We start from the raw sequence: 24,036 nt of genomic DNA, 5'->3' as shown, positions 1-24,036 counted from the left end.
GCTCGCGATAGCGGTCTATCAGGCGACATCTATGTTGAATGTCAGATCGCTATCGCGAGCAGGCTCACTCCTACAGGGGATTGGTGGGTTTCTTGAGGACGAGCGCGTCCTCGGTGGCGAGCGAACCCGCCACACGGTCATTCAGTTCAATCGTCGTTAAAGCGTCAGATCGCCGAAGGCTTCTTCGGCGCCCGAGGCTTTTTCTCAGCGGGCTTTTCACCCGGGGGAATCACTTTTGCAGCGCTGGCCGGTTTGGCTTTGGCCGCAGGTTTTGGCTCGGCGGCTGGGGCCTTGGTCTCACTAGTCTTGCCCGCGGCTTTGCTGCCAGCGGCTTTTGGCGGTTTCTTCGGCGCCAGCGCTTCGGCTTCAGCGAGCTTGCGCGCCATTTCCCAATGGCGCTCCTCGTGCCCTTCAGGCTTGCCTTCCGATTCCCAGATTTGATAGGCGAATTCGCGAATGCGTTTATCGTCGGTACTCATCGCAATGCTCCTGAACTGAACTCATGCTTGTGTTAAGTGTTGGATAAAGAGATTGACCGGGACATCCCCCAGCGCGTCGCTGATATTCAGCTCCCTGTTTTTTGTGACTGCGCTGCTTGAAAAAAGTCCCTTCAGGTTTGTTTCAGAGGCGGCGAACGGTAGAACCACCCGCGTGTCGCCCCAGCGCAGCGCATCGACTTGAGGTACAGCACCGTTTTCCAGCAGCTTTGCGCAACGGATCGGCACGATCACGATGGCCTGCTGGCCCTCGTACTCACGGGCAAACGCGAGCACGTTGTGTGCCTGACTGCCGAGCACTTCCAGGGCCTGGTAGTTGCCACGGCGGAACAGCTCGGCATGCTCGGCACGCAGGTTCAACACCTGGGCGATCAAGGCTTGCTTGATGCGCCCGTCACGCCAGTTCGCCAACAACTCCACAGGTGGCAATGGCTCCTGCAAGGCGTGTTCACGAGCGGCATAATCCACCGGCCGGCGATTGTCCGGATCGACCAGGCTGAAGTCCCAGAACTCATTACCTTGATACAAATCCGGCACCCCCGGCACGGTCATGCGCAGCAAGGTTTGCGCCAAGCCATTGAGGGCGCCGGCAGCGGCGATGCTGTTGACGGTCTTGCTTAGTGCGGCGCGCAGCAGCTCGCCTTCTTCACCGGTGAGGAGTTTTTCGGTGAATGCCTGCGCGGCGTTTTCATAGGCTTCGTTAGGCGCACTCCAACTGCTTTGCAACTTGGCTTCACGCAGGGCTTTCTGCTGCCATTGCCAGATACGTTTGGCGTAATCGGCGAACCCGGCCTGATCGTCATCGCGCAGTTGCAGCGGCCAACTGCCCAGTAACGCTTGATAGAGGATCAGCTCATCGCCGCTCGACGGCATCTGATCGTCAACGCGCACCGGGCGGGCGAGGGCGCGCCACAGTTCGATCTGCTCGGCGTACCAGTGGCTGCGCTCACTGAGCACGGCCAGACGCGCGCGGGTGTCTTCGCCGCGTTTGTGATCGTGGGTCGCGGTGGCCAGCAAGTTGTCGGGGAACTCGTCCAGCCGTTGCTGATTGACCGCATGAAAGTCGCTGAGCGGGGCGCTGAACTGCTCGGTGTTGTAGCCGACGTCATTGCGTGACAGCAGCACCGCCGAGCGATACAGCGCGGTGTCCTCAACGGCTTTGGCCGCCGCCGGTGAGGTCAGTTGCTGAAAACGCACACAGGCATGTTTGAGGATCTTGCGTGAACGCCCGCGCGGTTTGCGCCGCCATGGCGTGCCACCTAGCCAAGCGGCAACGCAGTCGAGCACCGGCCAATCGGCTTCGCTCAGCGTTTGCCGGGCCCCGTCCATGGCCTGCTGGAAAAACACCTCGTCCTGCTCGGAGCGACCCATCGCACTGATGTAAGTGCGATAGACCGGGAAGTGCACGATCAGCGCTTGCAACACCCGGCGGATCGCACCGAGGGTCAAGTCGCGAGTCATCAGGTCATCGCGGGCGACTTGCAGCAGGGCCTGGGCGACGCTTTCGCAATCACTGGCCAGCGAGCCGTTGAGGATCTGCTGACGCGCCAGTTGCGCTTCTTCGATGAATGCGGCCGGGCGTTCGGTGCGCCGTTGCCAGAGATCACCGAGCACGTGTTCGCCGTCCGGGTCATGTTGCAGCAATGACAGCTGATTCATGAATTCATAACCGGTGGTGCCGTCCACCGCCCAGTCGCGGTGCAGGGTTTCGCCGGCGCCAAGGATCTTCTCGACGTAGATCGGCAAATGCCTGCCCGGTGCCAGCAGATCAACCCGGCGGCGCAGTTTGCGACAGTAACCACGCGGATCGGCGAGGCCGTCGATGTGGTCGATGCGCAAACCGTCGACCAAGCCTTCGGCGATCAACTGAAAGATTTTACCGTGGGTGGCTTCGAATACCGCCGGACGTTCGACGCGCAAACCGCCGAGTTCGTTGATATCGAAAAAGCGCCGCCAGTTGATGTCATCCGCCGCCGTGCGCCAGCTCGCCAGGCGATAGCTTTGGCGTTCCAGCAACTGATGCAGTTTGTCGAAGCCTTCTTCGCTGCTCGAATCGTAATGCTTCAGGTTGTTCTGGATCGCTTCGAGGATCTGCGGATCAATCGCCAACTGGCGCAATTCTTCTTTCAGCGGAATCGCCAGCGAATGGGCATCGGTCTGATAGCTGAGGGAACTGAAGCGATCGGCCAGCGCCTTCAACGTTTCCTCGGACCTGAGCAATTCACCGTAATCGTTCGGGCAGATCGGGAAGTGATGGTCGTAATGCTCGACATGGAAACTGCCTGTCTGCGCATTGAACTGCAGTTTCAGCGTGCCTTCCTGCAAGGCCACACCGTAATCGCTGCCAAGAAACGGCAGCAGCAATTGGCCTTCCATCAACGGGTCCGGCGAGTGCCATTGAATGTCGAAGAATTCGCCGTAAGGGCTCAGTCGCCCCCATTCCAGCAGGTCGAGCCACCACGGATTGTCGCTGCCACCGACCGCCATGTGATTGGAGACGATGTCGAGGATCAGGCCCATGTTGTGTTCACGCAGGGCGCTGACCAAGCGCCGTAACGCCGCTTCGCCACCGAGTTCCGGGTTGACCTGGGTCGGGTCGACGACATCGTAGCCGTGCATGGAACCGGCCCGCGCCGCGAGCAACGGTGAGGCGTAAATATGGCTGATGCCGAGCCGGGCGAAGTACGGCACCAGTGGCACGGCTTGTTCAAGGGTAAAACCCTTATGAAATTGCAGGCGCAGTGTTGCGCGCAGGGGCTGGATAAGCGCTTGATTCATTGGTCACGCTCGGCAGCCTGAAGACGCGCGCACGCGAGTAGTTCCAGACGTCGCGCCGCATCCGCGCCATCGAGCAGCGCCTCACTGGTGCCGGGCAAGCGCCGTGACCAGTTTGGATGGGTGTCGATGGTCCCCGGCAGGTTCGCTTGTTCGTTGATGCCCAGCGCATCTTCCAACGGCAACAGCACCAACGGCGCGCGGGTGTGGCCAAGGAAACGCACAGCGGCATCGACCACTTGATCGGCCTCGTGTGATTCTTCGCGAAAATTCTGCGGGTCCTGGCTCAGTGCGCTGCGCAGGCCTTCACGCTCACGCTGGCGGTGATGGCGCCATTCGATTTCACCGTTGGCATCGACAAACCCCAAGCGCGCATTCCAGTCGATATCGCGGCCATGCCACCAGCCGTTGAGCGTCGGCAGGTCGTGGGTGCTGGTGGTCGCCAGTGCGTTGTCCGGCCAGTCGAGAATCGGCTTGAAATAAGTGTTGTCCTGCTCGAACAGCAGCACGCGCATGCCGAGCATCGAGCGGGCGATAAGCTTTTCACGCAAGCCATCGGGCACCGTGCCAAGGTCTTCGCCGAGGACGATCGCTTGGTGGCGATGGGATTCAAGGGTCAGCAAGCGCAGCAAGTCATCGACCGGGTAATACAGGTACGCGCCATCGGCCGGCGCGGCGCCATTGGGGATCACCCACAAACGTTGCAGGCCCATCACATGATCGATGCGCAAGCCGCCGGCGTGGGCGAAGTTGGCGCGCAGCATGTCGATGAAGGCACGGAAGCCGTTGCGGATCAGGCCTTCGGGGGAAAACGCGGAAATACCCCATCCCTGGCCGGAACGATTGAGAATGTCCGGCGGCGCGCCCACGGTCAGCGAGGCGAGCAGCTCATCCTGAAAACTCCAGGCCTGACTGCCGGCGCCATCGGCACCCACCGCCAGATCGGCGATCAGGCCAATGCCCATACCGGCGCTGCGGGCGGCGGTTTGCGCACGTTCCAGGCAACGGTGAATCAGCCACTGGCAAAAAGCGAAATAGCCGATGCGTTCGGCATATTCCTCGGCAAACGCTTCCAGCGCTGCGCCGCGCGGGTCGTGCCAGTGTTCCGGCCATTGCCGCCAGTCGAGGTTTTCGCCACGGGCGGCGCGCATTTCCTGAATCGCTTCGAAACGGCAGTGGTTTTCCAGCGCTTCGCCACCGGCGTGGCGGAAACTGGCGAAGTCCGGGTGCAACGGATGGTCACCGGCGATAAAACCTTCATACAACGCTTGCAGGAGTTTCTGCTTGGCGTCGGCAGCGCTCGGCCAGTCGATCAGCGTCAGGTCTTCCAGTTGCGCGAACTGCTCAGCCAGGCCGGCCGCGTCGATCGCATCACGCAAGGCACGCTCACCAAGAATGGCCCCGGGTGCTGCATATAGAGAATTGAGGAACAACCGACTGGATGGCGAATAAGGGCTGTAGCGCCCGGTATCGGCGCTGAACATCGCGTGCAGCGGGCTGATCGCCAGGGCATCGGCGCCGCGCTCACCGGCCACGCGGACCAGATCTTCCAGTGCTTGGGTATCGCCGAAACCGCCGTCGCCGGCGCGGCGCAAGGCATACAACTGCGCACTCAGGCCCCAGACGCGGGGAATCGGATTATCCACCGCATCGCCGACGCTGAAGCAGCGCTCCGGGGCCACGGCCAGGGTGAAATACTGATCGCTGATGTGCACCTGTTGATAGCCGACCGGGATCAGTCCCGGCAGTATCGCTTCAGAGTCGAGTTTCAGGTTCAGCCGCGAGCCGTCTTCAAGGTGGATTTCACACGGCGTATCCGGCGCGAAGTACCGCGCCAGATCCACGCCGACCCCGACATCGGCGGTCAACAGCGGCGGCAGGTGGCGGTCTTGTTGAACGGCTTGCAGTTCCAACAGGCTGGCGTCGATTTCCTGCGCCGTGCTGGCCGGGTGGCCGAGGCCGATCAGGACATTGCGCAGCACCGCCGGGGCGACTTTTTGCGGGCGACCGTTGGCGTCGATCCAGTCGACGGCAAGGCCGGCTCGGCTGGCAAGAATTTCCAGTTGCGCATCGCTCATAGGCGCTCTCCATCCAGAGGTTGCAAAGGGGTTGCGGCCGTGAGGCTGACAAGCGCGCAATACGCGGGCAGTTCGCCCGATTCCGACAGATCGGCGGTGGATGGCTGCTGAAACAACCACACGGCCTCGGTCTGTGGAGGGTTGACCACTGGCGTGTCGCTGAGGTTCAGGTCAATTCGCAGCTCGCTGCCATTGCCCAGCCGCCAGCGTGCGCTGACCGCGCCGTAACCGAGCATATGGGCGCCGAGAGCCTGAGTGCCGGACAGATGGGGAATGATGTATTGATGGCGAAATTGCAGGAGCTTTTGGTACAGCGCGAGGGTTTCCTGCTGTTTTGCGCTGCCGTTGCCGATCAACCTTGGCTGTGAGGCGTGGAAAGTTTTTTCGCCATTCGGATCGGGAATCTGCTCGCGCTTGTGCGGATCGGTGAAGGCACTGAATGCGGCAAATTCATTGCGCCTGCCCTCACGCACCAACTCGGCCAGTTCGCCGTGGTGACTGGTGAAAAACAGGAATGGCTGCTCGGCGGCAAACTCATCGCCCATGAACATCAGCGGAATCATCGGCGACAGCAGCAACAACACGGTCGCTGCCTGTACGGCGCGCGGATCGGCCAGATGATGCAGGCGTTCGCCGAACGCGCGGTTGCCGATCTGGTCGTGGTTTTGCAGGAACAGCACAAACGCCGTGGACGGCAGGTGTTCGCTGGGCTCGCCACGCGGTTCGCCATGGCGGGTGATGTGTCCCTGGAAGACAAACCCCTGACTCAGGCAGCGCACCAATTGTTCGGTGGGTTGCGCGGCGTAGTCGGCGTAATAGGCGTCGGTTTCGCCGGTGAGCAGGACGTGCAAGGCGTTGTGACCGTCGTCATTCCACTGCGCGTCGTAGTCGTATTCGAGCAGGCTCGACTGGTTGAGTTCGTTTTCCACGGTCAGCCAGACATGCCGGCTCGGGTCGATCTGCGCGCGGATACGCTGGGCCATGTCCGTGAGGAAATCCGGGTCTTCGATGGCATGCACCGCGTCCAGGCGCAGACCGTCGAAGCGGTATTCGAGCAACCACATCAAGGCGTTTTCGATGAAAAACTCGCGCACTTCGTCGCGGCGAAAATCGATCGCTGCACCCCATGGCGTGTGTTTGTCTTCGCGGAAAAAGCCTTTGGCGTAACGATGCAGGTAATTGCCGTCGGGGCCGAAGTGGTTGTAAACCACGTCGAGAATCACCGCCAGACCATGACCGTGGGCGCTGTCGATCAGGTGTTTGAGTTGTTCCGGCGTGCCGTAGGAGGCTTGCGGGGCGTAGGGCAAAACACCGTCGTAGCCCCAATTGCGTTCGCCGGGGAATTGCGCCAGCGGCATCAGTTCGATGGCGGTGATGCCCAAGCCTGCAAGCCGCGCCAGATGTTGTTCGACTTCAGCGAAACCCCCGAGCGCACCGACGTGCAACTCGTAGATCACCGCTTCGCTCCATGGCCGACCGTGCCAGGCCGTGTGTCGCCATTGATAGGCCAGCGGATCGACCACCACACTGTGGCGGTCAAGGTCGCCATCCTGCGCCCTGGAGGCCGGGTCGGGCACCTCCAGTTCGCCGTCGATGTTATAGCGGTAACGCGTGCCCGCCGGACAGCGGGCCTTGATCACAAACCAGCCGTCTACCTGAGGCAGCATCGGCAGCGACTGGCCGCTTTCAAGTTCGACACTCACGTAAAACGCATCCGGCGCCCATAGCGCAAATTGCGTGTGTTCGGCGTCCAGCATGATCGCGCCGTGGGGCCAGGTTTCAGTAGACCGTAACGGCATCGTGGTGAACCTCCCTGGTTATTTATGGTGAGCTTTACCCAGCGCCTTGGCGACCAGTTGTTCGTAGAGTTCGGCGTACGGTTCGACCGCTTTGCACCAGTTGAACGGCGCAGCCATCGCCCGGCAACGCATGGCATTGAGCAGTTCGGGGAAGGCGAACACCTTGAACGCGCGGCTCAGGGCTTCCTGATAGCTTTCAGCGGTGGATTCGTCGAAGAGAAAACCGGTGACGCCGTTTTCAATGGTGTCGGCCAACCCGCCGGTATTGCGTGCGACCGGCAGCGAGCCGAAACGCTGGGCGTACATCTGGCTCAAGCCGCAAGGCTCGTAACGCGAAGGCATCAGCAGGAAATCGCTGCCGGCAAACATGCGTCGGGCGTCGGTTTCGTTGAAGCCGATGCGCACACCAATCTGGCCTGGGAAGCGCAGGGCCAGTTCGCGCATGGCTTGTTCTTCTTCCGGTTCGCCACGACCGATGATGGCGATCTGGCCACCGTTTTTTACGATGTACTCGGATACCGCGATCGTCAGGTCCAGACCTTTTTGATAGACCAGTCGCGACACCACGGCGAACAGCGGGCCTTCTGAGTCATTCAATTCAAATAATTCACGCACATGCGCAGCGTTGACCGCTTTACCTTCCCAGTCACCAATGGCAAACGGCGCGAACAGGTGCGGATCGGTGGCGGCGTCCCAGCTCTCGTCGATGCCGTTGGGGATGCCGCTAAGTAAACCTTGCTGGGTCTTGGCGGCGAGAAAGCCGTCGAGGCCGCAGCCGAAATCCGGGGTGGTGATTTCCTGCGCGTAAGTGGCGCTGACCGTGGTGATATGGCTCGAATACGCCATGCCGGCCTTGAGGAATGACATCTTGCCGTAGAATTCCATGCCTTCCTGTTGCAGGGCATGGGTGGGAATACCCAACTCGGGGCAGGAGCCGAGGCTGGTCACGCCTTGATAGGCGAGGTTGTGAATGGTGAACAGGGTCGGCGTGCGCTGCCCGCGCCAGTGCATATAGGCCGGGGCGAGACCGGCCGGCCAGTCATGGGCATGCACCAGATCCGGGCACCAGTGAATTTGTGCAAGGTTGGCGGCGATGTCGGCAGCAGCCAGACCCAAACGGGCGAAACGAATGTGGTTGTCTGGCCAGTCGCGGCCGTTGTTGGCGCCGTAGGGCGAGCCTTCGCGCTCGTACAATTCGGGGCAGATCAACACGTAGATCACCAGACCGTCCGGCATGTCCATGCGGCCGATCTTGCACGGTGGTAGCGCGGCATGGCCGCCAAGTTCGCCGATGATGTGGATCGGGTTCTCGCTGTGCATCACTTGCGGGTAGCCGGGGATCAACACCCGCACATCGTGCAGATGAGCCATGGCGCGGGGCAGGGCGGCAGACACGTCACCCAGGCCGCCGGTCTTGACCAGATCGGCAATTTCCGAGGTAACAAACAACACTTTTTTCTTGTTGGGGTTCTGGCTCGCTACTGGAGTCAGCGTTTTGGTGCCGGGGACGTTGATCTGTCGGCTGCCGGGAACACTGACGGTGCTCGATTCACCAACCGCCTGCTGAGCACGCTCTCCCTGAATATCCAATGCCGCACTGATCATATGAATCTCCCGTCTCGTTGATCTGATTCTTGTCTTGAACAAGCGATGTCCATGGCCAAGTCCTGTGGCCGGGCGCAAACGCGCCACGCATCGGTGAGCAAACGCTACCCAACACGCGCAAGCAGAATGGGTGATTGGGCCGTTGCAAGGATTGCACCAGTCGCTTTGGCCCTGTCTTTCTGATGACCTGTCGCCGCGCGCAAAAGTTTCGACTTTTTTTCGGCAATGTGACTGGTCGGTTTTACCCCGCGAAAGTCAGTCTAGGCCAGATCCTAGAGCGGGCCAGAGCAAATGGGTAAATTGTTCGACAATCGGTTGGCTGTCAGCACCAACCTTGCTTTTGAGGAGCAAACGCACCGACGAAGTGCAGGTTTTTCTGCGAGGGAGGGCCAAAACGGTGACTGGACGGTCACGATTTTGTGCTAGCGGGAAGGGCGGTTGCACTGTTGTGGTGCGGGCAGTTTGTTGATCGGCTGACACAGACAACACCTGTAGGAGCTGCCGAAGGCTGCGATCTTTTGATTTTGCGTTTAAAAGCGAAGATCAAAAGATCGCAGCCTGCGGCAGCTCCTACAGTGGGGGTTAATTTAACGCACGAATTGGATTACCAGCCGCCCATCCCTGAATATCCTCGATCATCTGCGAAAAGAACTGTTCATAGTTCTGCCGACTGACATACCCCACATGCGGAGTCGCCAAGACATTGTCGAGTGTGCGAAACGGGTGCATGTCCGGCAACGGCTCGTGTTCGAACACATCCAGCGCTGCCCCGGCGATGTGCTGTTTCTGCAAGGCCTTGATCAGCGCCGCTTCATCGACAATCGGCCCGCGCGCGGTGTTGACCAGCAGCGCCGTCGGCTTCATCCAGCCCAGCGCCTGCGCATCGACCAGCCCGCGACTGCGCTCGCTGAGCACCAGATGCACCGACAACACATCGGCCTGCTCGAACAGTTCCTGCTTGTTCACGTAGGTCACGCCAACCTGCTGCGCCCGTTCGGCTGTGAGGTTTTCGCTCCAGGCGATGACCCGCATGCCGAACACCTGACCGAACTGCGCAACGCGCTGGCCAATACTGCCGAGACCGAGAATGCCGAGGGTCTTGCCATGCAGATCGCCGCCCAGTCCTTGCTGCCAATGACCGGCGCGCAGGGCATTCGCCTCATTCACCAGATTGCGCGTGGCCGCCATGATCAGCGCCCAGGTCAACTCCGGGGCGGCGTGCTTGTAACTGTCGGTGCCGCAGACCTTGATCCCCAGCCTGGCGGCCGCTTGCATATCCAGCGCTGCGTTGCGCATGCCGCCGGTGACCAGCAACTTGAGATTGGGCAAACGCTTGAGCAAGTCTTCGTCGAACCGCGTGCGCTCGCGCATCACGCAAATTACCTGGTAGCGGCCCAGCCGTTCGGCCAGTGTGGCGTTGTCGGCCGGGTAATCGTGTTCAAAGGTCACTTCACCGAGGCTATCGAGCACTGACCAGTCGACCACGTCGCGGGCCACGTCCTGCCAGTCATCGATCACTGCAATCTGCACCGCCATCAGCCTTACCTCATCAACGCACGGGATTGGATGTATTCAGCCAGTCGAGCAGGGCCTTGTGGAACTGCGCCGGTTCTTCCATTTGTGGCGCGTGGCCCATGCCGGGAAACTCCACCAGCGTCGACTGCGGGATCAGCTTGGCAACCTGTTTGCCAAGCACCTCATAGTGGCCGATTTTCGCCTTCACCTCAGGCGGTGCGAGGTCCTTGCCGATGGCTGTGGTGTCTGAGGTGCCGATCAGCAGCAGGGTCGGCATCTTCAAGTCCTTGAACTCGTAGTACACCGGCTGGGTGAAAATCATGTCGTAAATCAGCGCCGAGTTCCACGCCACTTGCGTCTTGCCCGGGCCTTTGCTCAGGCCGGCGAGCATGTCTACCCAACGGTCGAATTCCGGTTTCCAGCGGCCGTCGTAATAGGTGGTGCGCTCATAGTCGCGAATGCCCTGGGCGCTGACTTTCAGCTCGCGCTGATACCACTGATCCACGGTGCGATAGGGCACGCCGAGGGCCTTCCAGTCTTCCAGACCGATCGGGTTGACCAGTGCCAGTTGCTCGACCTGCTCGGGAAACAGCAAGGCGTAACGGGTGGCGAGCATGCCGCCGGTGGAGTGGCCGAGCAGGGTGGCTTTTTGAATGCCCAGCGCTTTGAGCAACTGCTGAGTGTTGGTCGCCAGTTGCTGGAAGCTGTACTGATAATTGTCGGGTTTGCTCGAGGTGCAGAAGCCGATCTGATCCGGCGCGATCACCCGGTAACCGGACTCGCTCAAGGCCTTGATCGAACTGTCCCAGGTGGCTGCGCAAAAATTCTTGCCATGCATCAGCACCACGGTGCGGCCATTGGCCTTGCCGTGAGCGGCGACGTCCATGTAACCCATCTGCAGGGATTTACCCTGGGACTGAAAGGCAAAGTGTTTAAGCGTGTAAGGGTATTCGAAGCCTTGCAGCTCCGGGCCATAGGCCGGGCCCTCCGGCGCGGCTTCGCTTGGCGTTGCGGCCTGTGCCGACAGGGGCAGGGCGGCGCAAAGAAACAGGCCGGGTAGCCAACGGGAAAACATGACAGACATAAGGTCAAACTCCGTTTGAAATCGGCCGATGCTGGAATGACTGGATTATGTCGACGTTAAACACAGGCAATCACCGCGCCTGATCGTTCAACCCAGCCAGCCCAGCGTCAGCAAGGCCAGCACACCATAGCGTGCAGCTTTGGCCAGGGTAACGATCAATAAAAACCGCCCGAGCGGTTCACGCATGACGCCGGCAATCAGTGTCAGCGGATCGCCAACGATCGGCAACCAGCTCAGCAGCAACGACCAGTGGCCGTAACGCTCATAGTGTTTGCGCGCCCGGGCCATGTGCGCGGGGCTGACCGGAAACCAGCGCCGATCCTGAAAGCGCTCGATGCCACGGCCCAGCCACCAGTTGACCAGCGAACCGAGTACGTTGCCCAGCGTCGCCACGGCGAGCAGACCCCACAGCCAGTAGCGTTCGCTGACGATCAAACCGACCAGCAATGCCTCGGACTGCAGCGGCAACAGGGTCGCTGCACCGAACGCGGCAAAGAACAGCCCGAAGTAGGCGGCGCCGATCAATGGGCCGGGTAGTCCGCCACGACGACGTCAGCGCCATTCTTCTTCAGGCCGATAACCTGATAAGCATCGCTCATGCCGTCCATTTCCATGCCCGGCGAACCCATCGGCATACCCGGTGCGGCGACGCCGAGCAGGTCGTCACGCTTGCTCAGGGCCAGCACTTGTTCTGCCGGCACATGACCCTCGACGAATTTGCCGTTGATGATTGCGGTGTGGCACGACGCCAGGCGCGGCGGTACGCCATGTTGTTGCTTGAAGCTGCTCATGTCGCTTTCGACGTGGTCTTCGACCTTGAAACCGTTGGCTTCGAGGTGGCTGATCCATTTTTTGCAGCAGCCGCAATTGGCGTCACGATGGACTTCGATGGGGATCAGATCGGCGGCTTGCGCCAGGGAGGAAATGAACAGGGCGCTCAGGGCGACCAGACGCAGGTGGGTACGCATAGCGGATTCTCGGCTCGGGTGACGATCAAAAAGAACGCATTTTGACCGGTTTTTGCCGCCTGGCATCAACGCAATGTTTCCAGTTGTTGCGAGACGGGCTGGCAGGATGATCGTAGATCAAGGCTGACAGGTTGCTGAGCGCGAGATGACAAAGTTGTCAGGTGGCAATTGTGTGAACACCGTCGAACCTTGTGGGAGCGAGCCTGCTCACGAAGGCAGTGTGTCAGGCACTGGATGCAGTGACTGAAAGGACGCTTTCGCGAGCAGGCTCGCTCCCACAGGGGTTATCTGGTTTGCAGAAATTCCTGCATGAATCAGCGGACTTTGAAGCGCCCCATGATCGCGCTCACCCGGCTGTTGGCTTCGAGTAACTGATGGGTATTCAGTTCGCTGGCTTTGCCGCTCTGCACCAGCTCATCGACCATGTGACGGATCTGCACCATGCTGCGGTTGATCTCTTCGGTCACGGCGCTTTGCTGCTCGGCGGCAGTGGCGATCTGCGTGCTGAGGCTGTTGATGTGGCTGACCGAACCGGCCATTTCATCCAGACCGGAATTGACCCTTGCAGTGGCGTCGGCAGCCGACTGGCAACTGGCCTGGGTGTTTTCCATGGCGCTGACCGACGAGCTCACGCCTTGCGTCAGACGCGTCAACATCTCGTTGATTTCCGAGGTGCTCGCCTGCGTGCGTGCGGCGAGGGCGCGGACTTCATCGGCAACCACGGCAAACCCGCGGCCCTGTTCACCGGCGCGAGCTGCTTCGATTGCGGCGTTGAGCGCCAACAGGTTGGTCTGCCCGGCAATTGCACCGATCACCCCGAGGATTTCAGTGATGCGCTGAGCGTCCTGCTGCATGTTTTCAACTTTGTGCGTAGCGCTGGCCACTTCATCGATCAGCGCCACCACGCTGTTGGTCGCTTCGCCCACGACCACGCGGGAACGGTCGGCGTTTTCATTGGCGCGCTGGGTGAATGCGGCGGTTTCGGCGGCATTCTGCGCAACGCTTTCTGCTGTCGAACTCATCTCGGTGATAGCGGTAACGGTCTGATCGGTTTCCGAGGCGTGACGCAGCAGGATCTGGCTGGTGTGCGCCGAGGTGCGTTGCAGGTTGTCGAGGCTCGATGCCATGGCGCCGGTGGCTTGGGTAACTTCGCCGATCATGTTTTGCAGGTAGGCAATAAAGGTGTTGACCGAGTGACCGATGGCGCCGAGTTCATCTTCAGCGCGAATGGTAATGCGCCGGGTCAGGTCGGCATCGCCGCTGGAGAGCAAATCGATGTTGGCTTTCAACGCTTTCATGCGCTGCACCAATTGGCGAATCGCGTAGACCTGCAGCAGCACCAGCAGAATCACCAGCGGAATCTGCAACAGGCTCAGGGTGCTGAGGACGTCATCACGCTGGGCCGTGAGCATTTTCGTTGGCAGGGCGCTGGCGAGGAACCACGGCGTGCCTTCAATCGGGCGCATGAAGAAGGTGCTGGCTTCGCCGTTGTTATCGAACTCGATGCGCTGCGCCTGATCGCGGTTCTGCAACGCGGCTTTGACCTGGCTGGCGAAGGTCGACGTGCCGGCCAGTTCGCTGATGTTCTTCAGCACGATCTGGCCACTGATGCGCGAGCTGTTACTGATGATCTTGCCGTCGGCTTCAATGATCAGCATTTCGGCGTTGAGGTCTTTTTCCTTGCGCGCCACTAGATCGTTGAAGAAGCCGAGGGTGACGTCAATGGTCGACACGCCCCACGCGCTACCGTTTTTCTGGATGGCCATGGCGCAGTTGGTGCGCGGCTCGGCGCTGGCGTCATCCTTGTAAGCCGCCGCCCAGGCGCATTGGCCACGCGGTGTGGCCATGCCGCCCTTGTACCAGCTCTGGTCGTAATAGTTGGGGGCTGCGTCACTGTTCCAGAATGTATTCACCGCCAGTTTGCCCGAGGCATCGCGGTGCCAGAACGTGCTGAATTTGTTGCGCCCGGCTTCACGTTGCCCCGGCAAAGGCCAGATCCCGCCGCCGAATACTTTCAGCTCTGCGTACTGATCGACCAGACCTGGCAGCACTGTGTCGATGGCGGCGCTGTCGAGCAGCGGGATGGTCTGGGTGATGCTGCGCTGTTGCGCCTGCACTTTGTTCAACTCGCCCTGAATCTGCTCGGCGACTTCGGCAATGCGGTTGAGGACGACTTGTTCTTCTGTATGACGCAGCTTGGGGGCGACGAGTTGGCTGATGCCGACCACGGTCAACACCGACAACAGCAGGATGAACAGAACCAGAAACAGCGTGTAGCGAGCCTGAATAGTGCGGAATGCGGGCATGGAGACCGGTCCTTGAGCAGCGTTTCTTATTAGGGGCAGGGATAAAACAGTGCGGGTATTCACAGCGTATCGTCGTTGCGACGGGAAGCTTTAGGTACTTGCGTCCTAAAAAACCTGGGCGCCGATGACTGGTCGGTATCGGGTTCGATACACAAGCGCTGGTCATCGCCTGCGACTGGTTGAAAAAGCCATTTTCATTTCATTGTGATGACAGCTCTGGGTCAGGTTTTGCGGGGCGTTGCGCTTTTGTATCGAGAATGTACGAGAATTGTAAAAAAGTGCAGAAAGAGGTTGGTGCCATCAGTTCGCCCGCCGATACTCGCGCCCATTAATGCCGTTCAACACGGATATTTTTTATGTTCATTTCACAGGGAGTCTTCTCATGACGATCGGTATTGTCGGCGGCTGGGAGAGCAAAGCAGGCGTTATGGTTCGTAACACCGGCGCGAAAAAACAAGTGGCCCAGAGCATCAAAGTGCAGCAGATGCTGACCAAGGTCGGCACCAATCCCACCGCGCTGAATACCGCTGAAATGGACAAGCAGGGCATGCGCAAGGCCATCAAGGGCTTTGATCCTGCGAATGTTTCGGTAAAACAATTGGGAAATCTGAGCGAGATGCTGCGCAGCCGCGGGCTGATCTCAGAGATCACTTCGTTTACCTTGAAGAACGCCGGTGACAAGTTCGACCGTTTTGGCGTGACCAAAGATATCGATGCCAAATTCAACGCCCTGGAGTATTTCGCGACCCAGCTCGACGCCATTCAGAACAATGGCCTCAATGGCAACGCTTACGGCCAGAGTCTGATTCCAGAGTTCAAGAAAGCGATCTATGTTCTGCAGAACCTCAAGACCTACGGTGAAGGCAACGCCGCGAAACCGGTCGATGAAGGTGTCAAAGCCAAAGCTTGAGGCTGACCGTTTAGCCCGCTCAGCGCTTGAACGGGCTGGTTGATGTGCAAGAACCCGGCAACGCCTCGCTTCAGCGTGCTGCGACGTGTTGTTGAGCCTGATTATGCAGTCGTTGCAGGTGTGGGCAGCGCAGCTCCAGCGATCGGGCGCAATAGCCCCGATGAAACAACGCCAACCATCCAGCGCCCCGTTCATTCGGGGCAATCCCGGTGAAGACGAAGCCCATTGCCGAGAGGCTGTCCACGGCGCTGGCGAAACCGGTTGCCAGCCTGAGTCTGATCGAGACCATCCAGTGTTCAGGCAGTCGTCGTAGCTGTTGAAGCAAGCCGGCGTCGAGTTTCTTCAGCACCACGTCATAACGCCCGAAAGCGTGTTCGATCTGCATCGGCGGCCCCACCCAAGGTGCTTCTTTTTCCTGCACCCCGTGTACCTCGCACAAATGCTCCATGAATTCGCGACAGCTTTGTGGCCACGGCAATGCCGGGAGCGGGCGGCGGTAGCCATCGATAGGGGTGTAGCCGATGACAATCGACTCCGGCAGTGCTTCGCCAAACGGCGAGGGCACATAGTCGAGCAATAACCCACTGCTGCAAAAGCCGAGCCGGTCAGCCATGCGTTGGGTATAGGCGTGCTGCGTCACCTGTTTGATGGTTACACCATGGCAACCCAGCGCCTGCGCATGGATCAACAATCGAATGCCCAACTGGGTGGCGATGTTCTGCCCGCGGGTCGACGGATGGACCACGCTCAACGCCAGTTCTGCCGTATGCGATCCCGCGTTTCTGCACAACGTGGCGTGGCCGAGGATTTTTTTTCCGGATTCCGCCACCAGTGAATGCCATCTCCCATCGCCATGGTTCTGGTTGATCATCAACGGCAAATACACGTGTGGCTGTACGTAATGGTCGCCATAGATTTCCCGGAACAAACGGCTGACGGCTCCGGCATCGGAGCGGCGATAGCTGCGCAGCGTCACGTTGTCCATGGGCGTTGCTCCGGACGTGGGGCGGCGTAGTCGCGAAGGTCGACGACGCGTTGGCGTTTGCCGGAGCGCGGATGACGAGCGAGCTCATCGGCTGTGCAATAGGCGACCTGCAGCTCAAGCTGGCCATCAGCGCAGAGTTGTGCGATCAGCGGATAACGCTCGATCAAGGCGTTGTGCAAGGCTGTGCTGGCCTGAGTCGTTTCGGGTTTCAACACCTCGGGCACCCATTTCAGACACACGATATCGACGTTTGCCGATTGGCTGATCACCAGTTGCCAGTCGTCGCTGACCGTGTTGCGCTGAATGATTGTGTCGATGTCGTCGATCAGCAGGGTCAGGCTGCTGACCCGTACGCGCTGACTGCTCATGCTGCGACCCATCAAGGCAAACTTGCGCATGCTCGCCGTGGCCGGCTCTCGCCAGCAGGCGAGATCACCCACGGGATAGCGGATCAATGGCATAAGCCGGCGGGTGAGGTTGGTGATCAGCAGGCGTCCGGTGCGATCGCATTCTTCAATCACTTCACCGGTGTGTTCATCGATAATTTCCAGCACGCTGTGGCTGGCGAGCATGCGGTGTTCGCCCAAGGCACAATCGCGGCTTGTGGCGCCGATGAACCCCGCGTCGACACTGGCGTAGCCGATGGAGGCGATCCATGCGTTGGGGAACACTCTGTGCAACATCTGCAATTGCCCGGCGAACAGGCTCTCGCCGCCGTAAAGCACGCTTTCGACCTCGGCCAAGGTTTGCCCCTGGCGCTCCAGCACGCTGGCGAACGTCAGCAATTGCGCAGGCACGCCGGCCAGCACATTGATTCGGTGCTGGCGGATAGAGTCAGTCAGCAGTGTAAAGTCGACGTCGCCGGTGAAGGGGTATTCGGTAATACCCGACGTTTCGTGTGCCAACGCGTCGTGGATAAAGATGAAACTGGCATACAGATCGCCGACAAAAAACAGATTTGCAACCCGGTCTCCCGGATTGAGTTGGCTCGCGAGATGGCGACCGAAGTCGCGCACAAGTGTCTGCCACTCCTCACGGGTGAATACCGAAAGTTTACCCGCGCTGGTGGTTCCACCGGTCTTGAACACGAGTGCGCGTTCAACCGCTGAAGTCAGTACTGGCCATTGATCGAGGTTATTGCTGCTGGCCCAGTATTGTTGCGGATCAATCGGCGGAAGTTGATCCAGTGTGCTGATCTGCGGCGCAAGGTCTTGCCAATGTCTGGCGTAATACGTTGAGTGTTCGCGGGCGAAGGCGAGCAACTTGCTCAGTTCAAGTGTTGTGTTCATGGGGGGCTCTTTAATTGTTCTGGTCATGGACGAAGTTGGACTTTCAGCGGCGAGCGTCGACCACTGCCGGTATCTTTCCGCTATGCCTGTTTCTGTCGAACTGTTGCGTCTCGCAGGTTTGCGTTTGCACCGTGAGCAGCCCGGCTCGCACAAGGCTCGTCAGCGTCGCGTAGCCTTCCAGTCGGAGGAGGAGGTCGGCGGGGGCAGCGGGGCTGCGAACCAGCAGGCGTTCGAGGCCGTCAGGGGCGTGATCGAGGTGCAACTGAAACGGTGCTTGCAGGTGTCTGCCGAGTTCGTTCAGGCAGATGAAATCGCTACCGATACGCAGCAGCCTGCCGTGCCGTTGCAGCAGCTCGAACCGCGGGGAACTCAGCCCGCACGCGCAATCGCCGGGCAACCAGCGCCCTGTGTCGCCGACCTCATAACGCTGTACCTGCTGACCTTCGCGGGCTTTGGAAGTGAACAGTAAACGGCCGATTTCATTGCCAACGACAGGCACGTCCTCCTCCAGCGCGACGATTTCCAGATGCTGGATCGCGTCCATCAGATGAAACACGCCATCACCGGTCGCGGCGCAGGCATGTCCGCAGGGGCCGGCATCGACACTGCCGTACACCGCCGAGCGGATGCTGGCAACGCCACAGCGCTGCAACAGTTCGCGGCACTGCTCACTGATGTGTTCACCGCCGAGAAAGACTTTTTCGATGGCGCCATAACGGCTCAGACGCTGCTGTTCGTTGAGGAACAAGCGATGCAGGGAGCTGGGCATGCCGATCAGTACGGTGACCTGTTGTTCGATGATGACTTGTGCAATATCGCCGTAGTCATCGTCGGCGGGAGCACCCATTGGCAGGTGGCTGGCCCCCAATGTTTCCAGCACTTTGGCAAAGCTGAAGAAGCCGCCGTACAAACCGCCACTGAAGAACAGGTTCATCACCTTGTCGCGGCTCGGATCGAGACCCGCCGCAAACAACCCGTCGGCCGTTGCGCGTATTTGCCGTTGAAAATCGCGGTAGCTATATCCCGCCAGCGCCGGTGTGCCGCTGCTGCCGCCAGAGCGGAAAAACAGTTGCGCCGCTGCTGTCGTCGGCCGCGCGATAAACGCTGCTTTGTCGGTGATCGCCAGGCCCGCCAGCGTCGGCTTGCAAGCTGGACGGTCGAGGGTCATGTGGGTGGGCAACTGCGTCGGTGCGACGCTGACCGACACCCGCCGGCTCAGACGTTGCAGTGCATAGACGCCGTCGTGGGGTTCGCCATCGTAGCCATCATGGATTGCATCAATGGGCGCAATTCGGCTGACGCCGGCGGCAATCAATGTTCGCGACAATGCACCGATCTGCGCTTCGTCGCACATCAGTGCGCAGCTCTGTAAAACGTTGCGCCAAGGCAGCAGGTTTTGCGTCAGTCGCGCACGCGGCAGGGGTTTGAGCAGCACCGTGCGAAACAGCGGCGAGGGCGCAAGCAACTGATCATGGCTCCAGATCACTCGCCATCCCGGTGCGCTCCAGACCTGCGCCGTCACTGCGGAAAAACTCTGGCTCAGACGTGTCATCAGGGTGCGGGTGGTGATTTCGCTGGCTTCTTGAACCGTCGGGATCAGTGCCGGCCATTGTCCGGCGCGGCGCTCGAACGCCTTGGCCAATTCGTTGCCGATTGCTTGTAGAACAGCGGGGTCGTCGCTATCGACCAACAACCATTGCGGGCTGGAGCAGGCTTGCTGATCCAGTCGGCAGACCTCATCGACCAGCGCGTCCAGTGCCTGTGGCGAGGCCGCTTGCGGCGTCAGGTAGGCAAAACTGATGCGGTGCCCCCAGTCGATCCAGCGACATCCGGGCGGCAACTGTTGGCGGATCGCCTGCAGCGCCGCTTCGCCACCCCACGCCGAAACGCCGTTGGCCATTTTGCACAAACGGCCGATCTGCGCGGTCGCCACCGGTAACACCGCGACGTAATGGCGCAACTCACCGCTGGGGTCGCATTGCACCAGCGTGTGCAACAGGCGCGCCGTCAGGCCTTGGTCACTGCTGCTGGGCCGTAGCCAGTTGATGTTGCCGGCCAAGAGACTTTCAATCAGCGCGCAGCACGCCAGCAGCGGCGCGTTGGCTGGCGTGACGTGGACCACCAGTCCCAGCGGACTCCAGCGCTCAAAGCGCGAATGCTGATAATCGACACGTCGCAGCGATTCAGCCTGATCGCCCAGTTCACGTTCAAGCTTGTGTTGCAGGGCGTGCGGCTGACAGAAGTCGATCAGCACCTGGCGTTGTTCATCGTCCAGCGGCAGCTCGGCGTTGTGCAATTGCCCTGCAAAATGTGCGGCGGCAGTCAGTACGGTGGCGCTGTCCAGCGGTGTACTCAGTCGTTGCGGCAATGTCTGCTGCAACAGCGCCAGTGCGTTATCGAGGTCGACATCTGCGTGCAGTTCTCCGTTGATCAGGTACATGTCAGTGTCCCCCCAGCAATTCGGACGCGGCCATCGCACAGCTTCTACCGGCCGTGGTGCCTGCGCGACCCTGCAGTTCGAACCAGTCACTGGCGAGGCCGCAATCACAACTCGACCCGGGATGCAGCGTCGCCAGATCGCTCATCACCACCGCGTGCGCCGGGCTGGACGAGATGTAGGGCGAGACGAATCCCAGCAAGCCCTGCTGACCGTAAGGCTGGATGGAAAAGTCCTGCGGATTGCGCACGTAAGCCTTGGCGTAAACGGGGACATGAAAATGATGCCGGGCACATTCGATATACGGCACCGCATGTTCGACCGCGCCGTAACCGTCGCGGCACCGCGACACTTCGATGCCCAGTTGCCGGGCGATGCGCCCATACAGTTGTTGTTTTGGAACTTCCTCGCTGGATCGGGTTTTCCAGCCCCCGCCGAAAAACACCAGTGAAGCACTCGGCAGTTTCAGCGCAGGCACGCCGGTGGCCTGCATCTGCTGCAAGGTCTGCCAAAGAAACGCCGGGAAGCCGAAAATGCGCACGGGCAGGCCTTCTTCGGCGAACGCTTGCAGGGCCGCGATGACCCCGAACACATCGAACTGGTGGCCATCGCCGTTGCAGCGCAAGGCGTAGACAACGCGGTTGACGGGCGCAAAGCGGCAGAGGAATTGGTCGGTGTAGGACGTCCCCAGGGTGATCGCGCCCCGCGGTTCGTAGCTCAGCAGCAGGTAATTGCACGGCGTATCCGCTGAATGCCAACCGTAATGACTAAAGATTCGTTCAACCATGAACTGCGCGGCCGACAGACTGCGCGGGTCATAGCGCATGCGGCTTTTTTGGCCGCTGGTGCCGGACGATGTCAGTTCCAGGGCATCCTCCCCGGTGGGGCTGAGTAACAGTTGCTGCTTGAAAAAATTGGCCAGAATCGGCGGTAGCCGGGACCAGTCATCGAGGCTGTCCAGATCCTTCACATCGAGGCCGTTGGCGCTCAGCCAATGTTCGTAGCCGGGTGTGTGCTGGCAATGAAAACGACTGATCTCGGTCATGGCCCGATCAAACAGGCCTGCTGGCACGGAATCCGGGCAATAGGGGTGTGGCAATGCGCAAAGCGCATCGCTGGCGGGGAAGTGATTCATTCAATAGTCCGTTATTGAGCAGTGGAGGAGTCGGGAGGTGTGCGTTGCAACAAACCGTGCAACAGGGGCAGGCACATCAGGCCGCTGAGGGCGGCGCAGAGTGCGAAGAGGTCGAGGCGGGCGCCACCGCCGATGCCGGCAATCAGTGAGCCGCCGAGCCCCATCACAGCAATCGAAATCATGCCTGCCAGCGCCGAAACCAACCCCTTGCTGTCGTCGCTGGCAAACAGCGCCAGCCGATACAGCGCAGCGTTGCTCATTCCCAGCCCGACCGCGTACAGCGCCAGACTGGCAACCACTGCGCCCAGTCCGGCACCTGACAGCGCGCAGGCAATCAACGCCACAAGGCCCAGACAAAAAGGCCAAAGCGCCAACCGGATCAACCGGGATAAAGAATGCGTAACCAGCAAGCGGTCGAGGATCAGATTGCCAGTGATGACGGCGGAAAAAACCGGAATCTGCCACAAGGCATATTCCAGCGGCATCAGCTCGAGCAGCTGCATCAGCAGCAACGGTGCCAGGCCGATCCAGGCGATCAGCGGCAGGCTCATGAGGCCCAGTGCGAGACTGGCAGCGAGGAAGCGACGATTACTCAAGAGAGCTCGGTAGCGTTGACCGGTCTGGCGCCAGGAAAAAGGCACGGCGGCTTGTACTTGCCCATCGCGGCGAGTGACCCCGACCGTTTCCGGCATGCAGACGAAAAGCCCCAGCCAGACCATTGATGCGGCAAAACCCAGGCCCAGAAACAGCTCGCGCCAGGACAGCCATTGCAGCAAGACAATACCCAGTAGCGGCCCCAGCAGCGGTGAAAGCAGGGCGATATTGCCGAGCAGCGCCATCAAACGCACCGCATCGGCCTCGCAGAATACTTCCTGAAGAGCGGGATAACTGACCGCGACCACGAAACCCAGTCCCATGCCTTGCAACAGTCGCAGCAGATTGAAGGTTTCAATGCGCTGGGTGGCAAATGCACTTGCGCAGGCGATTGCAAACAATGCGCAGCCGATCAACAGTACTCGCCGCCGGCCCCATTGATCGGACAGCGGCCCAATCAGCCATTGCAGGCAGACTCCGCCAATCAGATACAGATTGAACGCATGGGGAACATGTCTGACGTCGGCCTGAAGTTCTGTTGTCACGGCCAACATGGCTGGCATGATCAAGTCACTTGCCATATACGTCAGAAGTTCAAAAGCGCTCAGCGCCAAACAAAACCCTAGTACTTGTCGCGGCCCGATTCTTATAAGTGTTCTCTGCATAAACGTCCCTGTTAGAGAGTAGAAGAAAGTTGCCAGAGACTAGTTGCAGAGGCGGGTGTGACCTATTCTTTTGCTGCGACATTAGATTTCAAATGCTTGCAACTTGTTTAGCCAGTCCGCTTTGCGTATCAGGTGAGTTTCAACTGCGCGGCAGCCGCCGTTGGCAAAAGCAGAAAAGCCCGCAACAGGGCGGGCTTTGTTTTAAGTTGATCGGGCTTGTTGAGTTCCTGCCTCAATCTGTTCATGGGCAAGCGGGCAGGGCGAACAATCCTGTTCTAGCGATGTTGGTAATAACCAGGGCCACCCTGGTAATAACGGTGGTGATCGTCATGCCAGCCGCCGTGGGGGAAGATGATGCAGCCACTCAGGGTCAGCAGGGCAAGAACGGGAATCAGCCAGGTGATTCGACGCAGCATTTTGAAAATTCCTCATGGTTACGCCGTCATGAAGCCAAAACTCTTCATCGGCTGTAACATGAGACCCCGATTGCAGCGGCGCATCCCCGTAGAACGGTATGTGCATGGCATGCAAGCGGATACAAACCGGATACATTTCACCGTTTCAGGAAGCCGCAATGACCCACAAGCAACGCTTGATTTATTCGATTCTGATCGCCGTGTCGGTCCTGGCGATCATGCTCGGCCTGTCCTGGCTGCAAAACCAAGGAATGATTTCGGAAAAGACGTTCCAGTTCGTCGCCATCGGTGTGGCAGTGATCGTGGTGGTGATCAACGGCGTCATGCGCCGCAAGGTCAAGCCTTGACGGCGTTTGCCGCACGCATCAATCGTTGTTGAGGACTGCCGCAGCCTGTGGATGCAGGCTGTAGCTCTTGTCTTCATTGAAGGTGATCACCCCTTCGGCGCATAGACGCTTGAGCACTTCGCGCACACTGAGAAAGGACAGCGGGATATCCAGATCCAGCAATTGGCTGTGGACGCCGCGCACACCCAGACGCCGCTCGCTTTGTGCGGCGACCAGCAGGGCATCAATGACTTTCAGACGAATCAGGCTGGTGCGCAGCCCGAAACTTTTCAGCAGCAAACGGATGCGTTCGTTGCCGTGACGCTCGACGCGTTGCCCGAAATCGCTCGCGTGTGGGCTCATGGAAGCTCCTTTGGGGGCCTGGCTACCGTCCGTTGGTAGTTGCGAGTTGTACATGCGATTACTCCTTTTCAGAGCCTGATCGGGAAAGGTTTTTTTGCGCTCTTTAAACAAGACGTATCAGCACGACAAATCATGAAAGAAAAGATGTAGAAAATTTGTCGGGGGTTTGTCTTTTTCTTGTGATTCTGGCTTGAGATCGCTTTGGGCTTGGCGGCCTTTGGGCCGACCATGCTCTTGGGGTTTTGGGTGAATATCCGTTGTTTTGGGTGTTGCGGCTGGCGGTTTCGCT

The 24,036-nt window shown here is 59.7% G+C and carries 18 protein-coding genes and 2 pseudogenes; 2 read left to right on the top strand and 18 right to left on the bottom strand.

Annotation, left to right across the window (positions count from 1 at the left end; all coding sequences use genetic code 11):
* Positions 1–164 precede the first annotated feature (164 nt).
* The 11 genes and pseudogenes from PMI23_RS18865 to PMI23_RS30330 form a co-directional block, all read right to left on the bottom strand.
* On the bottom strand, positions 165–479 hold the full coding sequence (locus PMI23_RS18865) for a DUF2934 domain-containing protein (protein WP_007918150.1): 315 nt from the start codon (positions 477–479) through the stop codon (positions 165–167).
* A gap of 21 nt (positions 480–500) precedes the next feature.
* Positions 501–3,275, bottom strand: coding sequence for a malto-oligosyltrehalose synthase (locus tag PMI23_RS18860; protein ID WP_007950071.1), 2,775 nt, complete (start codon positions 3,273–3,275; stop codon positions 501–503).
* Complete coding sequence (gene malQ / locus PMI23_RS18855) at positions 3,272–5,350, bottom strand: 4-alpha-glucanotransferase (protein WP_007918145.1); 2,079 nt, start codon at positions 5,348–5,350, stop codon at positions 3,272–3,274. Before malQ ends, PMI23_RS18860 begins: the two co-directional genes overlap by 4 nt.
* On the bottom strand, positions 5,347–7,149 hold the full coding sequence (treZ, locus tag PMI23_RS18850) for a malto-oligosyltrehalose trehalohydrolase (RefSeq protein ID WP_007918143.1): 1,803 nt from the start codon (positions 7,147–7,149) through the stop codon (positions 5,347–5,349). The genes malQ and treZ overlap by 4 nt, the downstream gene beginning before the upstream one ends.
* Before the next feature lie 18 nt (positions 7,150–7,167).
* Positions 7,168–8,754, bottom strand: coding sequence for a glycogen synthase GlgA (gene glgA / locus PMI23_RS18845; protein ID WP_007918141.1), 1,587 nt, complete (start codon positions 8,752–8,754; stop codon positions 7,168–7,170).
* A gap of 582 nt (positions 8,755–9,336) precedes the next feature.
* Positions 9,337–10,290: a D-2-hydroxyacid dehydrogenase family protein gene (locus PMI23_RS18840; protein WP_007918139.1), complete on the bottom strand. Its 954-nt coding sequence runs from the start codon at positions 10,288–10,290 to the stop codon at positions 9,337–9,339.
* Between the two features lie 13 nt (positions 10,291–10,303).
* Positions 10,304–11,353, bottom strand: a complete 1,050-nt coding sequence (locus tag PMI23_RS18835; RefSeq protein WP_007918137.1) for an alpha/beta fold hydrolase — start codon at positions 11,351–11,353, stop codon at positions 10,304–10,306.
* Positions 11,354–11,440: 87 nt separating this feature from the next.
* Positions 11,441–11,875 carry a YqaA family protein gene (locus tag PMI23_RS18830; RefSeq protein WP_042704985.1) on the bottom strand — a complete coding sequence of 145 codons (435 nt, stop codon included), beginning with the start codon at positions 11,873–11,875 and terminating at the stop codon, positions 11,441–11,443.
* A complete protein-coding gene (locus PMI23_RS18825; RefSeq protein ID WP_007918132.1) occupies positions 11,875–12,321 on the bottom strand; it encodes a DUF411 domain-containing protein in 447 nt (148 codons plus the stop codon). The genes PMI23_RS18830 and PMI23_RS18825 overlap by 1 nt, the downstream gene beginning before the upstream one ends.
* 314 nt (positions 12,322–12,635) lie before the next feature.
* Positions 12,636–13,163, bottom strand: a pseudogene (locus tag PMI23_RS30335) (methyl-accepting chemotaxis protein); the annotation flags it as partial.
* A 333-nt stretch (positions 13,164–13,496) separates the two neighbouring features.
* Positions 13,497–14,627, bottom strand: a pseudogene (locus tag PMI23_RS30330) (HAMP domain-containing protein); the annotation flags it as partial.
* A 382-nt stretch (positions 14,628–15,009) separates the two neighbouring features.
* Here PMI23_RS30330 and PMI23_RS18815 point away from each other — a divergent pair.
* Positions 15,010–15,537, top strand: a complete 528-nt coding sequence (locus PMI23_RS18815) for a hypothetical protein (RefSeq protein WP_007918129.1) — start codon at positions 15,010–15,012, stop codon at positions 15,535–15,537.
* Between the two features lie 70 nt (positions 15,538–15,607).
* Here PMI23_RS18815 and PMI23_RS18810 read toward each other — a convergent pair whose 3' ends face one another.
* The 6 genes from PMI23_RS18810 to PMI23_RS29890 all read right to left on the bottom strand — a co-directional run bounded on the left by PMI23_RS18810 (position 15,608) and on the right by PMI23_RS29890 (position 23,058).
* Entirely contained in the window at positions 15,608–16,522 is a 915-nt protein-coding gene (locus PMI23_RS18810) for a GNAT family N-acetyltransferase (RefSeq protein WP_007918120.1), read from the bottom strand.
* Entirely contained in the window at positions 16,510–17,811 is a 1,302-nt protein-coding gene (locus PMI23_RS18805; RefSeq protein ID WP_007918118.1) for a phenylacetate--CoA ligase family protein, read from the bottom strand. Before PMI23_RS18805 ends, PMI23_RS18810 begins: the two co-directional genes overlap by 13 nt.
* Before the next feature lie 43 nt (positions 17,812–17,854).
* The gene (locus PMI23_RS18800) at positions 17,855–20,251 is read right to left on the bottom strand and encodes an acyl-CoA reductase (protein ID WP_007918117.1); all 2,397 of its coding nucleotides are present in this window, start codon (positions 20,249–20,251) and stop codon (positions 17,855–17,857) included.
* Position 20,252: 1 nt separating this feature from the next.
* Positions 20,253–21,383, bottom strand: coding sequence for a LuxE/PaaK family acyltransferase (locus tag PMI23_RS18795; protein WP_007918115.1), 1,131 nt, complete (start codon positions 21,381–21,383; stop codon positions 20,253–20,255).
* An 11-nt stretch (positions 21,384–21,394) separates the two neighbouring features.
* Complete coding sequence (locus PMI23_RS18790; protein WP_007918113.1) at positions 21,395–22,642, bottom strand: MdfA family multidrug efflux MFS transporter; 1,248 nt, start codon at positions 22,640–22,642, stop codon at positions 21,395–21,397.
* A gap of 275 nt (positions 22,643–22,917) precedes the next feature.
* Entirely contained in the window at positions 22,918–23,058 is a 141-nt protein-coding gene (locus tag PMI23_RS29890) for a hypothetical protein (protein ID WP_007918111.1), read from the bottom strand.
* Between the two features lie 158 nt (positions 23,059–23,216).
* Between PMI23_RS29890 and PMI23_RS18785 the strand changes: the two genes are divergently transcribed.
* Positions 23,217–23,405, top strand: a complete 189-nt coding sequence (locus PMI23_RS18785; protein WP_007918108.1) for a hypothetical protein — start codon at positions 23,217–23,219, stop codon at positions 23,403–23,405.
* 18 nt (positions 23,406–23,423) lie between these two features.
* On the opposite strand, the gene PMI23_RS18780 is transcribed toward PMI23_RS18785, so the two are convergent.
* Positions 23,424–23,801: a hypothetical protein gene (locus PMI23_RS18780; RefSeq protein WP_007918105.1), complete on the bottom strand. Its 378-nt coding sequence runs from the start codon at positions 23,799–23,801 to the stop codon at positions 23,424–23,426.
* Positions 23,802–24,036: the final 235 nt, after the last annotated feature.

It is taken from the genome of Pseudomonas sp. GM24 (assembly GCF_000282235.1).
Taxonomy (GTDB): domain Bacteria; phylum Pseudomonadota; class Gammaproteobacteria; order Pseudomonadales; family Pseudomonadaceae; genus Aquipseudomonas.
This window is presented reverse-complemented; position numbering and strand designations above follow the sequence as displayed.

What these genes read in the sequence shown, in the direction of transcription:
- PMI23_RS18865 (WP_007918150.1), bottom strand. Translation starts at nt 479, where the DNA reads ATGAGTACCGACGATAAACGCATTCGCGAATTCGCCTATCAAATCTGG.
- PMI23_RS18860 (WP_007950071.1), bottom strand. Translation starts at nt 3,275, where the DNA reads ATGAATCAAGCGCTTATCCAGCCCCTGCGCGCAACACTGCGCCTGCAA.
- malQ (WP_007918145.1), bottom strand. Translation starts at nt 5,350, where the DNA reads ATGAGCGATGCGCAACTGGAAATTCTTGCCAGCCGAGCCGGCCTTGCC.
- treZ (WP_007918143.1), bottom strand. Translation starts at nt 7,149, where the DNA reads ATGCCGTTACGGTCTACTGAAACCTGGCCCCACGGCGCGATCATGCTG.
- glgA (WP_007918141.1), bottom strand. Translation starts at nt 8,754, where the DNA reads ATGATCAGTGCGGCATTGGATATTCAGGGAGAGCGTGCTCAGCAGGCG.
- PMI23_RS18840 (WP_007918139.1), bottom strand. Translation starts at nt 10,290, where the DNA reads ATGGCGGTGCAGATTGCAGTGATCGATGACTGGCAGGACGTGGCCCGC.
- PMI23_RS18835 (WP_007918137.1), bottom strand. Translation starts at nt 11,353, where the DNA reads ATGTCTGTCATGTTTTCCCGTTGGCTACCCGGCCTGTTTCTTTGCGCC.
- PMI23_RS18825 (WP_007918132.1), bottom strand. Translation starts at nt 12,321, where the DNA reads ATGCGTACCCACCTGCGTCTGGTCGCCCTGAGCGCCCTGTTCATTTCC.
- PMI23_RS18815 (WP_007918129.1), top strand. Translation starts at nt 15,010, where the DNA reads ATGACGATCGGTATTGTCGGCGGCTGGGAGAGCAAAGCAGGCGTTATG.
- PMI23_RS18810 (WP_007918120.1), bottom strand. Translation starts at nt 16,522, where the DNA reads ATGGACAACGTGACGCTGCGCAGCTATCGCCGCTCCGATGCCGGAGCC.
- PMI23_RS18805 (WP_007918118.1), bottom strand. Translation starts at nt 17,811, where the DNA reads ATGAACACAACACTTGAACTGAGCAAGTTGCTCGCCTTCGCCCGCGAA.
- PMI23_RS18800 (WP_007918117.1), bottom strand. Translation starts at nt 20,251, where the DNA reads ATGTACCTGATCAACGGAGAACTGCACGCAGATGTCGACCTCGATAAC.
- PMI23_RS18795 (WP_007918115.1), bottom strand. Translation starts at nt 21,383, where the DNA reads ATGAATCACTTCCCCGCCAGCGATGCGCTTTGCGCATTGCCACACCCC.
- PMI23_RS18790 (WP_007918113.1), bottom strand. Translation starts at nt 22,642, where the DNA reads ATGCAGAGAACACTTATAAGAATCGGGCCGCGACAAGTACTAGGGTTT.
- PMI23_RS29890 (WP_007918111.1), bottom strand. Translation starts at nt 23,058, where the DNA reads ATGCTGCGTCGAATCACCTGGCTGATTCCCGTTCTTGCCCTGCTGACC.
- PMI23_RS18785 (WP_007918108.1), top strand. Translation starts at nt 23,217, where the DNA reads ATGACCCACAAGCAACGCTTGATTTATTCGATTCTGATCGCCGTGTCG.
- PMI23_RS18780 (WP_007918105.1), bottom strand. Translation starts at nt 23,801, where the DNA reads ATGTACAACTCGCAACTACCAACGGACGGTAGCCAGGCCCCCAAAGGA.